General features: G+C 36.2%; 15 protein-coding genes. 13 read left to right on the plus strand and 2 right to left on the minus strand.

Annotated features, from left to right (window positions below; translation table 11 throughout):
* Nucleotides 1–199: 199 nt before the first annotated feature.
* Nucleotides 200–772, plus strand: coding sequence for an OmpH family outer membrane protein (locus ACO052_RS03625; protein WP_422106655.1), 573 nt, complete (start codon nt 200–202; stop codon nt 770–772).
* Between the two features lie 31 nt (nt 773–803).
* Here the strand turns inward: ACO052_RS03625 and ACO052_RS03630 are convergent, their stop codons facing one another.
* Entirely contained in the window at nt 804–1961 is a 1158-nt protein-coding gene (locus tag ACO052_RS03630; RefSeq protein ID WP_422106656.1) for an ATP-binding protein, read from the minus strand.
* 97 nt (nt 1962–2058) lie between these two features.
* Here ACO052_RS03630 and ACO052_RS03635 point away from each other — a divergent pair, with 97 nt between their 5' ends.
* The 4 genes from ACO052_RS03635 to ACO052_RS03650 all read left to right on the plus strand — a co-directional run bounded on the left by ACO052_RS03635 (nt 2059) and on the right by ACO052_RS03650 (nt 6933).
* Complete coding sequence (locus tag ACO052_RS03635) at nt 2059–3141, plus strand: DUF2652 domain-containing protein (RefSeq protein ID WP_422106657.1); 1083 nt, start codon at nt 2059–2061, stop codon at nt 3139–3141.
* The gene (locus ACO052_RS03640) at nt 3128–4315 is read left to right on the plus strand and encodes a phosphoglycerate kinase (protein ID WP_422106658.1); all 1188 of its coding nucleotides are present in this window, start codon (nt 3128–3130) and stop codon (nt 4313–4315) included. Before ACO052_RS03635 ends, ACO052_RS03640 begins: the two co-directional genes overlap by 14 nt.
* 67 nt (nt 4316–4382) lie before the next feature.
* Nucleotides 4383–5930 carry a LysM peptidoglycan-binding domain-containing protein gene (locus ACO052_RS03645; protein ID WP_422106659.1) on the plus strand — a complete coding sequence of 516 codons (1548 nt, stop codon included), beginning with the start codon at nt 4383–4385 and terminating at the stop codon, nt 5928–5930.
* 22 nt (nt 5931–5952) lie between these two features.
* Nucleotides 5953–6933: a DUF4837 family protein gene (locus ACO052_RS03650; RefSeq protein WP_422106660.1), complete on the plus strand. Its 981-nt coding sequence runs from the start codon at nt 5953–5955 to the stop codon at nt 6931–6933.
* A 50-nt stretch (nt 6934–6983) separates the two neighbouring features.
* Here the strand turns inward: ACO052_RS03650 and tatA are convergent, their stop codons facing one another.
* Complete coding sequence (gene tatA, locus ACO052_RS03655; RefSeq protein ID WP_422106661.1) at nt 6984–7166, minus strand: twin-arginine translocase TatA/TatE family subunit; 183 nt, start codon at nt 7164–7166, stop codon at nt 6984–6986.
* A 113-nt stretch (nt 7167–7279) separates the two neighbouring features.
* On the opposite strand from tatA, the gene ACO052_RS03660 reads away from it, so the two are divergent.
* Genes ACO052_RS03660 through rfbD form a run of 8 tightly spaced genes read left to right on the plus strand, consistent with a single transcriptional unit; the run spans nt 7280 to nt 15720 of the window.
* Nucleotides 7280–8149: a M23 family metallopeptidase gene (locus ACO052_RS03660; protein ID WP_422106662.1), complete on the plus strand. Its 870-nt coding sequence runs from the start codon at nt 7280–7282 to the stop codon at nt 8147–8149.
* The gene (locus ACO052_RS03665; protein WP_422106663.1) at nt 8149–9651 is read left to right on the plus strand and encodes a GH3 auxin-responsive promoter family protein; all 1503 of its coding nucleotides are present in this window, start codon (nt 8149–8151) and stop codon (nt 9649–9651) included. The genes ACO052_RS03660 and ACO052_RS03665 overlap by 1 nt, the downstream gene beginning before the upstream one ends.
* A 27-nt stretch (nt 9652–9678) precedes the next feature.
* On the plus strand, nt 9679–11370 hold the full coding sequence (locus ACO052_RS03670) for a DUF6909 family protein (RefSeq protein ID WP_422106664.1): 1692 nt from the start codon (nt 9679–9681) through the stop codon (nt 11368–11370).
* 3 nt (nt 11371–11373) lie between these two features.
* Complete coding sequence (locus ACO052_RS03675; protein ID WP_422106665.1) at nt 11374–12435, plus strand: hypothetical protein; 1062 nt, start codon at nt 11374–11376, stop codon at nt 12433–12435.
* A gap of 1 nt (nt 12436) precedes the next feature.
* Entirely contained in the window at nt 12437–13450 is a 1014-nt protein-coding gene (rfbB, locus tag ACO052_RS03680; protein WP_422108037.1) for a dTDP-glucose 4,6-dehydratase, read from the plus strand.
* Entirely contained in the window at nt 13447–14310 is an 864-nt protein-coding gene (gene rfbA / locus ACO052_RS03685) for a glucose-1-phosphate thymidylyltransferase RfbA (RefSeq protein ID WP_422106666.1), read from the plus strand. The genes rfbB and rfbA overlap by 4 nt, the downstream gene beginning before the upstream one ends.
* 1 nt (nt 14311) lies before the next feature.
* Nucleotides 14312–14857, plus strand: coding sequence for a dTDP-4-dehydrorhamnose 3,5-epimerase (rfbC, locus tag ACO052_RS03690; protein WP_422106667.1), 546 nt, complete (start codon nt 14312–14314; stop codon nt 14855–14857).
* Nucleotides 14854–15720: a dTDP-4-dehydrorhamnose reductase gene (gene rfbD / locus ACO052_RS03695; protein WP_422106668.1), complete on the plus strand. Its 867-nt coding sequence runs from the start codon at nt 14854–14856 to the stop codon at nt 15718–15720. Before rfbC ends, rfbD begins: the two co-directional genes overlap by 4 nt.
* Nucleotides 15721–15806: the final 86 nt, after the last annotated feature.

Here is a 15806-nt window from a genome sequence, read left to right on the forward strand (position 1 = left end):
GACTTGGTGATTTGAGCTTAAGGTGGGCAAGTACAAGTGCAAAAAAAGAAATGCCCTTAAAACGCTTCATTTGAGCATATTTTTTATAAATTTTCATTATCATTAATACATAAAACCATAGATATTATAAATAGTTGAAATTTTAACAAAATCGCAACTGAACTTTTATACATTTGCAAAAATTTAATTAAGAACAATCATGAAGAAATTAATCATTGTATTAATAATTTTAGTAGGATATACATCTTGTGAGCAGCAACAAAAAATTGCCTTCATTGATAACGGAAAAGTTATCAACGACTATCAAATGAAAATTGACATTGAAGAACAATTCAAGATCAAGGACGAGGATTTTAAGAAAAGAATGGACAGTATTGGCAAAGCATTTCAAATAGAGGCTCAGGCTTTTCAGATGGCTGCACAAAACTTATCTCAGAAGAAGCAGCAGGAAAAATATCAAGAATTAGGGCAAAAGCAACAGGTACTGCAACAACAGTTTCAATACGAGCAACAACTCATTCAGCAAGAATTTAATACAGAAATCGATTCTGTTATCTCAAAGGTCAATGCTTTTGTAGAAGATTATGGAAAAAAGAACGGTTATGCTTTTATTCTTGGCAAGAATCAAGCGGGTAGTGTAATCTATGGTGAAGAGACAAAGGATATAACTGAAGCTGTGACTAAAGCCATTAACGATGCCTATGGTAAAAAAGGCAGCGACGACTCAAAAGAAGAAAATAGTTCAGAAAAGGAAGCGTCTTCAGAAGAGTAAAGTTTGAATTACGTATAAATCCAAGCCAAGCTTATGCTTGGCTTTTTTTGTGTAATAAGCGCGTCAACTTAATCGATAAATCTGTAAGAATAATCTTAGAGTTGCCATTGCGCTCAATGTGATAAATAGCGTCTTGGAGCTCGTCAGAAATGTCAATAATATTAGAATCATGCACAAAAGGCGCAAACTTTTCGAGCTTAAAACTTTCAGATTTCGGTTCCAAATACACTAAATCCTCGGCGCTATAATTGAAAAGTAAGGCCTGTCTAAAATAATTGAGACAAAAGCCTAAAAATTTCTTCTGGGTTTCGCGACCGGTTTTGGCAACCTCTTCAGACCAAGAAATTAAATCGTGTATGGCACTTTTGTTGCCTTTGGCCTTAAATGCAGATCTTACCCAAAGCACAAACCACTTTTCAAACAGAATGTCTTCACTGTCTTGATATATAAGGTCACAGGCCTTATTATAATTGCCGTTAGCCTGGTGCGCAATTTTAGTAGCGACCGCTTTCTCAATATGATAATTCTTCACCAATGCCTCAGAAATAGCCTCTTCGGCCAAAGGTGGAAAATGTAAAATCTGACAACGGGAGCGAATAGTGCTGATAATCTGTTCTTCGTCTTCCGCTATTAAAATAAAAATTGTTTTTTCAGGTGGTTCTTCAATAAGCTTTAAAAGTTTGTTAGCTGCAGCTGTATTCATCTTTTCAGCCATCCATATCAGCATTACCTTATAGCCGCCTTCATAGGACTTAAGCGATAAGGATTTTACAATTTCTAGAGCTTCATCCACACCGATTTGCCCCTGCTTATTATCCACTCCAAGAAGCTTATACCAATCAAAGAGGTTGCCATAAGGTTGTTGTTCTATAAGTTGTCGCCATTCTTCCAAGTAAAAGCTAGAAACAGGCTTACTCTTAACCTTATCGCTCGTAGTTACCGGAAAAGCAAAATGTAAGTCTGGATGCGATAGGGTTTTAAATTTTATATTGCAAGCGTCATTACCGCCTGTATTTTCGCCATTGCTATTACCGCAAAGCAGATATTGTGCATAGGCAAGAGCCATTGGTAAAGTTCCAGACCCCTCTGGACCAACGAACAACTGCGCATGTGCAATCCGTCCAGAATCAACACTTTTGGTAAGGTGGTTTTTGATATGTTTCTGACCTAAAATCTCTGAGAATAACATAAGGCAAATATACTCATGTTTTTAACATTCTTTTGCAATGTTATCACCACAAATCCTTATATTTTTATGTAGAAATAAATAACCACGTCACTTATAAATGGCACAAAATGCCCTATTATTTATTCCTGATATTTCGGGATTTACAGAGTTTGTTCATCACACAGAAATTACGCATAGTCAGCATATAATTTCTGAGCTTTTAGAGCTATTATTAGATGCCAATACCATTGGATTACAACTAGCTGAAATTGAGGGCGACGCACTTTTTATGTACAAACTTGTGGATACTCCAAGCAAGGCCTTGATTGAGCAACAAATTGAGACCATGTACTTGGCATTTTCTAAACATATCAATTTGTACGAACACCAGCGCATTTGTCATTGTGGTGCATGTTCTTCAGCCTATAATCTAAAACTAAAATTCATCGTACACTTTGGTGAGATTGATTTCATAAAAGTAAGAAACGCCAAAAAGCCTTATGGGAGCCCCGTTATCCAGATACATAGATTATTAAAAAATGACATTGACATTAAGGAATATGCACTCATCACTAAAGCTGTTTTTGAGTCTGAGGACCAAATAAATACGATAACAACCATCTATGATTTTGGTGAAATCACCTATAGTTATATCGATCTAGAACCTCTTAAACTTCAACTTCCAGAAGCGTCGCTTATACCAGACAATGTTCCTAAACATAAAATTTACAGCACTATCGAGCTATTTAATATGCCCATACTAGACCTGTATGAAGTGATTAGTAATTTCGACTATCGATTGCTTTGGGTCAAAGGTATTGATGAGTTGGAATACGAAAAAAATAAAGTCAACCGCGCTGGATTAAAGCATAGGTGTATCATCAACAAAAATCAGGAAGTCATACAGACCACCATATCAAAAAAGGTAGCAAGTAATAAATTGGTCTATGGTGAGTCTACGGACGCTATTCCTTTTACCAAAAAGCTAAGTGTCTACTATATTTTGGAGGAAAAACAAGACGAAAAAACAGAAATGACTATTGAGATTTTTGCAGATCTTAAACCCCTAGGGTTGCTAATGAGACCATTGCTCAAAAAAAATTTCAAAAAAGTTGTATCAGAAAACTTTAAAGCACTTATTTTGCTAATCGATTCAGGATTCCGTTTAGACCAAAAAAACAATTATAATGAAGACCATTAACGATTTTAATTTTAAAGATAAAAAAGCATTAATCCGTGTAGATTTTAATGTTCCATTAAATGACAATTTCGAAGTTACCGATGCCACAAGAATAGTATCTGCAAAACCGTCTATTATTAAAGTATTGGAAGATGGAGGTAGTTGTGTATTAATGTCGCATTTAGGACGTCCAAAAGGAGCTCAGGATGAGTTTTCATTAAGACATATTATATCAAAAATCGAGGATATATTGGGTGTTGAGGTAAAATTTGCCAGTGATTGTATTGGAGCAGAAGCCGAAGAAAAAGCCAATGCCCTACAATCTGGTGAGATTTTATTGTTGGAGAATTTACGCTTTCATCAGGAAGAAAAAAAGGGAGATAAAGATTTTGCCGAGCAATTGGCAAAACTGGGCGACATTTATGTAAATGATGCCTTTGGAACAGCGCACAGGGCACATGCCTCTACGACGATAGTAGCGCAATTTTTCCCACAAACAAAGTGTTTCGGTCACTTATTGGCTAAAGAAATTGAGAGTATCGATAAGGTATTGAATAACAGCGAAAAGCCAGTTTTAGCCGTACTTGGAGGCGCCAAGGTATCTTCAAAAATAACAGTTATTGAAAACATATTAGACAAGGTAGACGACTTGATTATTGGAGGAGGAATGACATTTACCTTTATTAAAGCACAAGGCGGAAACATTGGAGATTCTATCTGCGAAGATGACAAGATGGAATTGGCTTTGGATATTTTAAAACAAGCTGAGGCTAAAGGCGTAAATATCCATTTGCCGGTAGATGTCGTTGCTGCCGATGGGTTTAGTAACGATGCCGACACACAAGTTGTGGATGTTAAACATATTCCTGAGGGTTGGCAAGGTCTAGACGCAGGTCCAAAATCATTAAAAATCTTTGATACGGTTGTTAACCAGTCGAAAACCATCCTTTGGAATGGGCCACTCGGTGTTTTTGAAATGGAAAGTTTTGCCAAAGGAACCATCGCTTTAGGAGATTCAATTGCCAATGCCACGAAAGATGGGGCGTTTTCTCTTGTTGGTGGTGGTGATTCTGTAGCTGCAGTTAAGCAATTTGGTTTTGAAGATAAAGTCAGTTACGTAAGTACGGGAGGTGGTGCCATGCTTGAAAGCTTAGAAGGAAAGACCTTACCTGGTATTGCGGCTATTTTAGACTAAGACGGTCTAAAAAAATACTATTTTTAGAGTTATAAGCGTTAGGCATAATAGACCTACTTAGATATTCATGCGTTATAAATTTATCATATCACTCATTAGCCTTGTGATGGTTAGTTTTAGTTTTTCACAAACCAAAACAGACACAATAACAAAGCAAAAAAAAGTCAAAGATACTCTGATTGATGGCAAATCGATAGGTCATGATAAGGTGATTCCTGCTGAAATAGATTCACTTGGCATTAAAAACCTAGAAGATTTACCAGAAGCTGCCGAGTTAGACCAAAAGTGGTTAGAGGAACTGTATAGCAATTCACTATTCGATACGATTTATAAATCGGTCACCGAATTAACTTACGAGCCTGTTGATTTTCCCGAACTTCCAACCGATACCTTAAAGGCAAGATTAGAACGTTTAAATGCTAAAACACCTTTTAACGTTGCCTATAATCCATCTCTGGAAAGCGTCATAAAACGTTACCTAAAACACCGGCGTAAGTCCTTAGAGCGTTTAATGGGACTTAGCCATTTTTACTTTCCTATGTTTGAGCAGGAGTTTGATAATTACAACATTCCATTGGAGATGAAGTATTTATCTATTGTAGAGTCTGCACTCAAACCAAGAGCGAGATCTCGGGTAGGAGCCACAGGACTATGGCAATTTATGTTTATTACTGGTAAGGAGCACAATCTGGACGTGAGTAGTTATGTAGATGAGCGCAGCGATCCTATAAAATCAACTACCGCAGCAGCCAAGTATCTGTCTAAACTCTACAAAATTTTTGGCGATTGGGACTTGGCTCTTGCCGCGTACAATTCAGGACCGGGCAATGTTAATAAAGCCATTAGACGTTCTGGGGGTTATCAAAATTATTGGAATATTCGCCCGTTTTTACCAAGAGAAACCGCAGGTTATGTTCCGGCGTTTTTAGCAACGATGTATATTTTTGAATATGCAGAGGAGCATGGTTTTAAACCAGAGCGACCACCTTTTCAACATATTCAGACGGATACGGTACATGTAAAACAGATGATTACCTTAGATCAGGTTGCTGAAACTACTGGAGTGAATATTGAAGAACTTCAATTTTTAAACCCTTCCTATAAGTTAGATATTATCCCTAAAGTTGAGGGTAAAACCTATGTGCTGCGTTTACCCAGGGAAGCCATAGGGATTTTTACGTCTAACGAAGATAAAATTTACGCCTTTGCCAAGGCTGAATTCGATAAACGCGAAAAACCATTGCCACAATTATTCAATACGGACACCCAGATAAGATATCGGGTTAGAAGTGGTGATTACTTGGGCAAAATAGCGAGACGTTACGGAGTGCGAGTCAGTCAAATAAAGCGATGGAATGGTCTTAGAAGTAACAATTTAAGGATAGGTCAACGCTTAACCATTTATCCAAGAAATCCTGTTATGCCATCTCAACCCAAAACCACGAAAAAGCAGGTAAGCACAAAGGGCAAAAAGACCTATAAAGTAAAATCTGGTGACTCACTTTGGAGTATTGCACAAAAATTTTCTGGAGTTTCTGTGCAAAATCTTAAAGATTGGAACGATATTAGTGGTAACAAACTCAAAGTAGGAATGACACTTGTTGTGTCTGAGTAGTAAACCAACAAAACTTAAATTTATGAGAACCTTATACGCATTATTGTTTTGTGTGCTTGTAATGGCATGCGATAATAAAAAAGATGGCGACAAAACGACCTATCTTCCGGCTTCAAATGGAAATTTAAATAGTATTTCGGTGGTGATTGATAATGAACTTTGGGAAGGCAGTGTGGGCGAAAGCATTAGAACTGTGTTTGCGGCACCACTTAATGGACTTCCCGTCGATGAGCCAATGTTTAAGTTGCGCCAGATTCCACCACAAGTTTTTGACGGTTTTGCAACGCGAAGTAGAATTGTACTTAAAATAGAAAAAGGAAACTTAGAACCAACTACTAAAATTGCCAACAATGCTTTTGCCAAACCGCAAACAGTTGCTGTAATAGGGGGCAAAACAAACAAAGACATAATTGAACAGTTAAAAGAAAGCAGGGATAAGATTATTGATGCTTTTAACAAGGAGGAAGTAAAAGAGAAGCAAAGACGTATCAACCTGTCTTTACTTAAGGATGAAGATATGGAAAATCAATTAGGTTTTACGATTAATATTCCTTCAGCATATCGAATAAGCAAGGCTACCGAAGATTTTTTCTGGATAAGAAAGAACTTGAGTAACACCAAGACCATAGAACTCATGATTTATGAAGTACCGATCGACAGTATTTCGAAAAGTGATAGTACTATTGTAGATATAGTTAACGTAAGAAATAAAATAACCAAAACACAAATTCCAGGCGAAGATGGTATTTACATGAAGGTTCAAGATGCTTTTGCACCCGCAATGTTTGAAACGATTATTGATAATAAACCCGCTTACGAAGTAAGAGGACTTTGGCAGATGGAAGGCTTTACAATGGGAGGACCCTTTATCACTTATGCTATTGAAGATAAGGTCAACAAACGCTATCTCATAGGAGACGGTTATGTGTACGCTCCATCGCTTAGAAAAAGTGAGTATGTTTTTGAACTGGAGTCGATTATTAAATCAATTACAATAAAATAACAAAAAAAGCCAACTGAACTAGTTGGCTTTTTTGTTATCAATAAGAAATTTTATTCTTTGTCTTTGCTATCGTTAGGGTCTTCTTTACTGGCATCTTTAAATTCTTTAATACCACTTCCTAAACCCCGCATTAATTCGGGAATCTTTCTTCCACCAAACAACAATAAAACTACAACGATTATCAGTATTATTTGTGGAGCTCCAATTGCTAATGGGACAATGCTTAAACTCATAATTTTAAATTTAGAATACAAAGTTAGTAATTATACTTTAATTATAGCGTTGTAAACCTAACTTTAGCGCCTATTGGCAATGCTATTTCACTATTTTAACTAATTTTGTTTCAATGGTAGAAGATAAAAAAAAAGAAAAGAAATTTACTAAAAAGTTACTCCACAAGTATCGTTTGGTGATACTGAATGAGGATACCTTCGAAGAGCGTTTTGCCATTAAACTAACACGTCTTAATGTCTTTGTGTTAACATCGCTTTCGGCCATATTTTTAATATTTTTAACTACCTTAATAATAGCGTTTACACCCTTACGAGAGTATATTCCCGGCTATTCTTCTACCAAGCTAAAAAAAGAGGCCACACTTCTAAACTATAAGACAGACTCTCTAGTGCAAGAGTTAGAGCTTAACAAACGGTATTACGCTTCCATCCGAAAGGTGTTAACCGGAGATGTAGCTGCAGTCGATTTTAATAGAGACTCTGTTATCGAAGCAGCGAAAAACGATTTGAACATTCTGCAGGTGACTACGAATAGAGAAGATTCCTTATTGAGGGAAAAAGTAGAAAAAGAAGACAAATATAACCTGTTTGAAGAATTGGCAGATCAGAATAATTATGTTCTTTTTCCTCCGGTAAATGGCACTATTTCCGAAGGCTATAATATTGAGGACAAGCACTTTGCTGTAGATGTGGTCGTAGCAACAAATACACCAGTAAAAGCTACAGCTGATGGTACTGTAATATTTGCAGAATGGACTGTAGAAACAGGCTATGTGGTGATTATTGAGCACAATCAAGAGTTGATTTCTGTGTATAAACACAATTCTGCTATAACCAAGTCTCAAGGTGATTTAGTTAAGGCAGGCGAAGTTATTGCCATGTCTGGGAATACAGGCGAATTCAGTACAGGACCACACCTTCACTTCGAATTGTGGAGCAATGGCTATCCTGTAAACCCTATTAATTTTATCGATTTTCAGTAATGCCATCGATTAAAGCAGCACTTTCAAAACCTTTCGCTAATTACATAGCCAAGCGCATAAGAAAATGGGCTTCTAAACCTATTGAAACACAGGAGCGTGTATTTCAAAATCTTATAAAAGAAGGCAAATATACCGTATTTGGGAATGATCATAACTTTAGCGAAATAGAGACTTACCTAGATTTTAAAGCACAGGTCCCTATTCGGGATTACGAAGCATTAAGACCTTATGTAGAACGCGTTGTTGCAGGCGAAGAAGATATACTTTGGAAGGGCAAACCCATATATTTTGCCAAAACTTCAGGGACAACTTCTGGGGCAAAGTACATTCCCATTACCAAAGAAAGTATGCCAACGCATGTTGAGGCCGCCAGAAATGCTATTCTACTCTACATTTATGAGACAGGAAACTCAAAGTTTGTAGATGGTAAAATGATTTTTCTTCAAGGAAGCCCAATTCTCGACAAAAAGAATGGTATTAAACTAGGGCGTTTATCGGGTATCGTAGCCCACTATGTCCCTAAATATCTTCAAAAAAACAGAATGCCTAGTTTAGAAACCAATTGCATAGAAGATTGGGAGACTAAAGTTAACGCTATTGTCGATGAGACCATAGGTGAAAATATGACCATTATATCAGGCATTCCATCTTGGGTACAGATGTACTTTGAAAAACTTATTGAAAAGAAGCAGAAGAAAGTAGGAGAGATTTTTAAAAACTTCAACCTATTTATTTTTGGTGGTGTAAATTATGAACCCTATCGTGCAAAATTTGAAAATTTGATTGGCCGACAAGTAGACAGCATAGAGTTGTATCCCGCAAGTGAAGGGTTTTTTGCTTTTCAGGATAAACAGAATGAAAAAGGAATGCTACTTCAGCTAGATTCAGGTATTTTTTATGAGTTTGTAGAAGCCGCACACTTTTTTGAAGACAATCCCGAACGCATAACCATCGAGGATGTGAAGCTCGGTGTTAATTATGTTATGATTATTTCTACTACAGCCGGTCTCTGGGCTTATAATATTGGTGATACCGTAGAGTTTACATCACTTGAACCTTATAGAGTTATTGTTAGCGGGCGCATAAAACACTTTATTTCCGCTTTTGGAGAACATGTTATAGGAAAAGAGGTAGAACAGGCGTTAAATGAAGCTATTAAAAGCACCAGCGTCACCGTGAATGAGTTTACGGTGGCTCCTCAAATTAATCCTAAAGAAGGTTTACCGTATCATGAATGGCTCGTAGAGTTTGAAAATGAACCCGAAGATGAATCAAAATTTATCCAAGATTTGGAGGACTCTCTCCAGCAGCAAAACAGTTATTATTTTGACCTAATTGAAGGCAAAGTATTGAGACCTTTAATAATTACGAAAATTAAAAAAGAAGGTTTTCAAGCTTATATGAAATCCATAGGAAAACTTGGAGGGCAGAATAAAATCCCAAGATTGGCCAATGATCGAAAAATTGCTGATAAAATGTACGAGCTTCAATTAACTAAATAAGGCTATATTTGCAGGTTAAAATAGTGTATGAGCAAGACTAATAAAAGACACGAAAGAACAAGAGCTCAAGAAAGCTCAAGTGCTATAGAGCGCATGTACATAACGATGCGTCATCTATTTAATCGTGGGTTTTACAAACCGATGGGTGTTTCTGGAGAGACTTTGCGAGAAGCATTGTTATTGTTACGCCCAGAAATATATGGTTCAATTGCGGAGGAAAAAGCTGAATTAGAAGGCTTATTATATGTCATCGATCGATTACCGCAAGGTATTGAGGAATGTACTTTCATCAATCTAACCAGTGATGAAGGTTATGCCAATTCGCACTTTAAGCCTATCATTCCGCCAAAGCGGAGACGTAACTGTTATCGCATTGACGATGAACAGATGAATATTGAAATCACCAGAGGACGTTCAGAAATCTATGATATTCTGACCCATCTTACATTTTTGTTTGTTGAGTCCCATAAAATCAGTAAGCGTGTTCTTATTGACGAAGAAGGTTCAACTATAAGAGATTGGCAGAAGTTGGAAAATGCCGTTAATTCGTCTAAAAAACTGACGCAAAAAGAACGTGAAATCGCAATTACGCATACCGCAAATATTTTAGGCAGAACCTTTAATGAACTTACAGAGGCTTATCCAAAATTTGCAACTTCAAATCAGCCTGAGCGTTTATTGCATATCGTATATTGGTTAGGAAAATTAGCTATTGGAGAGGTGGTTAACAACACCAAACGAACCATTACCTTTAGCCCTGTTTTAAGAGAACGGATTGGACACCATATTCATGGCGAGATTTGGGCTGATAACATAAAAGCCGTGATGCATAAGTACGGATTATTAGAACGACCAATTCATATCATCAGTGCCAATATGCATAGCGTTATGAATTCCATTTTTGCTAAAGGGACATTAAAAGGAGCTGACGCTAAAAAAGATATTTTCGAGGTTTTCGAATCACTGAGTAATCCAAATAATAGCACAATTCGCAATAAGGTCGAAAAATCTGCGTTGCAGAACGGAATGATCTATGTAAAAGATACTTCAGGAACCAACATTGACGTACAAATTTTTGACACCGATAAAATAGATTTTTCCACAACTGATTTTGAATATACGCAGTCAAACAAGAATGAAAAAGCCGTTATTTTTGTGATGGATTATGCGTTTGGAGAACAAGCATACGAGACTTTGGACGAATTTTTAAAGCCTATAAAAGCTAGCGGTAAGAAAGTACACTTAGATGTAAAATCGATATCAATTATGGGTAAAGCGGGCATTCTTGAAGGGGGCAAAGGTGACGTTATGATTCCTTCTGCCCATATATTTGAGGGCACTGCAGATAATTATCCCTTTAAAAACGAGCTAAGTAAAAACGATTTATTAGATTGCGGCGTCGATGTATATGAAGGCACCATGATAACGGTTTTAGGCACTTCTTTGCAGAATAAAGAAATTCTAAAGTTTTTTAAAAATTCTACTTGGAATGTCATAGGGCTAGAAATGGAAGGTGCTCATTACCAAAAAGCCATACAGGCCTCGTCTAAAGTAAGAGGGAGCATCAATGAAGATGTAAAAGTAAGATATGCCTATTATGCAAGTGATAATCCTCTTGAAACAGGCAGTACCTTAGCCTCTGGAGGCCTAGGAACATCCGGCGTTAGACCAACATATGCCATAACAAAAAAAATACTAGAACAAATATTTAATTCTTAAAACATGAGTGATAAAAACTCCCAAGAATCACAAAATCAAATTGAAGAAGTCGATTTAGGACAGTTATTTAATGCTATTGGCAGGCTTTTTGAAAAGTTGTTTGCTTTTATTGCAAAGATTATTAGTGGTCTTTTTTCGGTATTGATATATGCTTTAAAGCCTTTAGTGAATAATTTTAAAACTATTGCCATAGTCTTAATGGTTTCTGCTCTGATCGGTTATTCAATGGAAAGATTTCAAAGTCCGGTATATGTATCAGACATGTTGGTCAGGCCTTATTACGATTCTAAGTATCAACTTGCTAACAATGTAGATTACTTTAACGCATTAATATCCTCACAAAATTACGGAGAATTGTCCTTTATTTTTGAAATTGATAGCTTAACTACAGCGAAGCAATTACTTGAATTTGAAATGGAGATTGGCCCAGAAACTCAGAATGATTTAGTAAAAGAATATGATGATTATATAAAGTCTTTGGATAGCACATTATCAGTAAATGTTACTTATGAAGATTTTATTGAAAATAGGGACATACTTGCAGGGAGTATATTCTCTATTAAGGCAAAAGCGACGAGTAGTGATATTTTTCCAAGTTTGGAGCAAGGTTTTATAAAAACCTTTAAGAATGAATACTCTATAAAGCTTAAAGAAAGAACAGATTCAATTCGGAATGTTCAGAAACAGATATATCTTCAAGAATTAAAAAGAGTACAGGATTTACAGAAAACATACTTAGATATTAAAACAAGTGAGTCCGAAAAAGATGCAGTAAGATTAGGGGTTGGAGGAACAATACCCTTAGTACAAGAAAAAACCGAAACCAAAGAATACGAAATTTTTCAAGAGGAGCTGAAAATTAGAAAATCATTGAGAATGCTTGAAGAAGAGGCATTGGAAGAAAGTGAATATTATGATATATTATCTAGTTTTGAGGAAGTAGGAACATTAGAAAGAGATGTATATGATAATTATACATTTGTTTTCCCGGTGTTAGCCATGGCGATAATGATGTTAGTCCATTTCTTGTTAAAGGCATTTAAATTTATCAAGGAATATGAATAATATCCGATTCATACTAATTACTGGAGGGGCGGGTTTCATAGGTTCAAACTTTATTTCATTTTTGCTTAAAAAATACCAAGATATTAGCATTGTTAATTTAGATAAGCTTACCTACGCAGGTGAGCTTTCTAATTTAAAGGAGCTCGAGGATAATAAGAATTATACCTTTGTTAAGGGTGATATTTGTGATGTAGCACTTGTAAACGAATTATTCAAAACACACAATTTCTCTGGTGTTATTCATTTTGCAGCTGAGTCTCACGTCGATAACTCCATAGCAAATCCAGATGCGTTTATAAATACAAACGTCCATGGTACTTTTAATTTGCTTAATACAGCAAAAAATCATTGGATGGATGCCCCATTTTCATTTAAGCCTGGTTGCGAGAACAATAGATTTCATCATATATCTACAGATGAGGTGTATGGTACACTCGGTAAAACAGGGCTCTTTTCTGAGGATACGCCTTATGCGCCTAATAGCCCGTATAGTGCCTCAAAAGCATCATCAGATTTTATTGTCAGGAGTTATTATCATACCTATGGCATGAATGTGGTTACCACAAATTGTAGCAATAATTATGGGCCAAAACAACATAATGAAAAATTAATTCCTACTATAATAAGAAAGGCAATAAATGGTGAAAACATTCCTATTTATGGCGATGGGAAAAACGTAAGGGATTGGCTTTATGTCGAAGATCATTGTAGCGGGATTGATTTGGTTTATCAAAAAGGGCGATCAGGAGAAACCTATAATATTGGAGGAAAAAACGAAAGAGATAATTTATATATCGCACATAAAATCTGTGGTCTCTTAGACGAACTAAGACCAAAACTCAGTAAATATGCCGAACAAATTACATTTGTAACGGATAGACCAGGTCATGATTTTAGATATGCCATTGATGCCTCAAAGATTGAGAATGAATTGGGCTGGCAAGCAAAAGAGAATTTTGAAACAGGAATTGTAAAAACAGTTAACTGGTATTTAAATAAGTACGAAAATCGATGAAGGGAATTGTTTTAGCAGGAGGTTCTGGAACTCGGCTGCATCCAATTACATTAGCCGTAAGTAAGCAGCTCATGCCAATTTATGATAAGCCAATGATTTATTATCCCATATCTACACTAATGTGGTCTGGGATAAAGGATATACTTATTATTTCTACACCTCAAGACTTGCCATTGTTTCAGAAATTATTGGGTGATGGTACAAAGTACGGCTGCAGCTTTCAATATGCTGTACAAGAGTCTCCCAACGGATTGGCAGAAGCATTTATAATTGGAGAAAGCTTTATTGGCAAAGATAAAGTTGCTTTAATACTCGGGGATAACATATTTTATGGTACTGGTCTGTCGGACTTGCTTCAGCAAAACAATGATCCGGACGGAGGCATAATATATGCATATCATGTTCATGATCCAGAACGTTATGGAGTCGTTGAGTTTGATAAGAATGGGGTGGCTGTTTCAATAGAGGAAAAACCCTCTAAACCCAAATCTAATTTTGCCGTTCCTGGAATTTACTTTTATGATAATTCAGTAGTGGAAATTGCAAAAAACATTAAACCAAGTAAAAGGGGTGAATTAGAAATTACGGATATTAATAAGACATACTTAGAACAGGGCAGACTTAATGTTAGCGTTTTAGATAAAGGAACAGCCTGGTTAGACACAGGGACATTTAATTCATTAATGCAAGCCTCACAATTTGTTCAAGTAATAGAAGAGCGCCAAGGTCTTAAAATTGGAGCAATTGAAGAAGCAGCTTATAAAATGGGATTTATTGATGAAGTCCAGTTCAGAAAAGTTGCAGAAGCCTTAACCAAGAGTGGTTATGGCAAACACCTTTTGAGTTTACTTTCTGAGTAATATGATAGTTAAAGAGACAGCATTAGAGGGTTGTTACATTATTCAACCTCGGGTTTTTGAAGATAAGCGAGGCTATTTTATCGAAAGCTTCAATAAGAAGGCATTTCAAGAAGCTACGGGCTTAGAGGTGGATTTCGTTCAAGATAACGAATCTCAATCTTCAAAAGGTGTATTAAGAGGGCTACATTATCAAAGGGGTGAGTATGCCCAAGCTAAACTGGTCAGAGTTGTAAAAGGCAAGGTACTCGATATAGCTGTAGATTTAAGGGAAAATTCTGAAACATTTGGAAAGCATGTCTCTATCGAATTATCAGAAGAAAATAAACAACAGCTTTTTGTTCCAAGAGGTTTTGCACATGGCTTTGTGGTCTTATCAGCTACAGCTCTTTTTTCTTACAAATGCGACAATTATTATAACGTAAATGCCGAAAGTGGTATCATTTATAATGATCCATATCTTAATATCGATTGGCGACTACCTAAAGATCAAATTGTGATATCAGATAAAGATATGGTACTTCCTAATTTGAAAAGTGCTGTGCTATGATAAATGTTCTAGTAACCGGGGGTAATGGTCAGTTAGCTAAAAATCTGAAGGATATCGATAAAAATTTTCAAGGCTTAAATTTAATTTACAAGTCAGTTGAAGAGCTAGATATAACTAAGATTGAAGATTTAAAGGCTAGTCTAAGTGAAGTCAAAGTTCAGTATTGTATTAACTGTGCGGCATATACGGCTGTCGACCAGGCCGAAAAAGAGCAAAGTGCTGCCTATGCCATTAATGAATTAGCAGTAGCTAATATGGCTGATATTTGCAATAGTCTTGGGATTGTGTTAATACATATTTCGACGGATTTTGTCTTTGACGGTTACAAGTCTTATCCATATAATGAAGATGATCAAACAAACCCTCAAGGAATATATGGGTGGTCAAAAAGAAAGGGTGAAATAGCAATTATAGAACGAATGACAGACTATTTTATTTTGAGGACGTCGTGGTTATATTCAGAACATAACTCAAACTTTATGAAGACTATGATTAGTTTGTCAAAGACAAGAGATGAATTAGGAGTCGTTGATGACCAAATAGGAACTCCCACGTACGCTAAGGATTTGGCTGATTTGATTCTAAAGATAATCAACACTAAGGATAAAAGGTATGGTATATATCATTACAGTAATGAAGGTGTTGCAAGTTGGTACGATTTTGCCATGGCCATCTTCGACGAAACAGGAAAGCATATAAAATTACTGTCCATAAAAACAAAAGATTATCCTACTTTGGCCGAAAGACCAAGGTTTAGTGTACTAGATAAGTCTAAGATTAAAAAAACCCTTAATATTGAAATCCCATATTGGCGTAATAGCCTTAAACAAGCCCTAATTAACTTAGATAAAATTCAAAAATAAATAAGAAATGCATCTTTTAGATGTGGTAAGAGATTTCAATTGCGGAACGAGTTAAAAGATGACAGTTATTTCCAAACCCAAGGCTT

The organism is Winogradskyella sp. (assembly GCF_965228925.1).
GTDB lineage: Bacteria > Bacteroidota > Bacteroidia > Flavobacteriales > Flavobacteriaceae > Winogradskyella.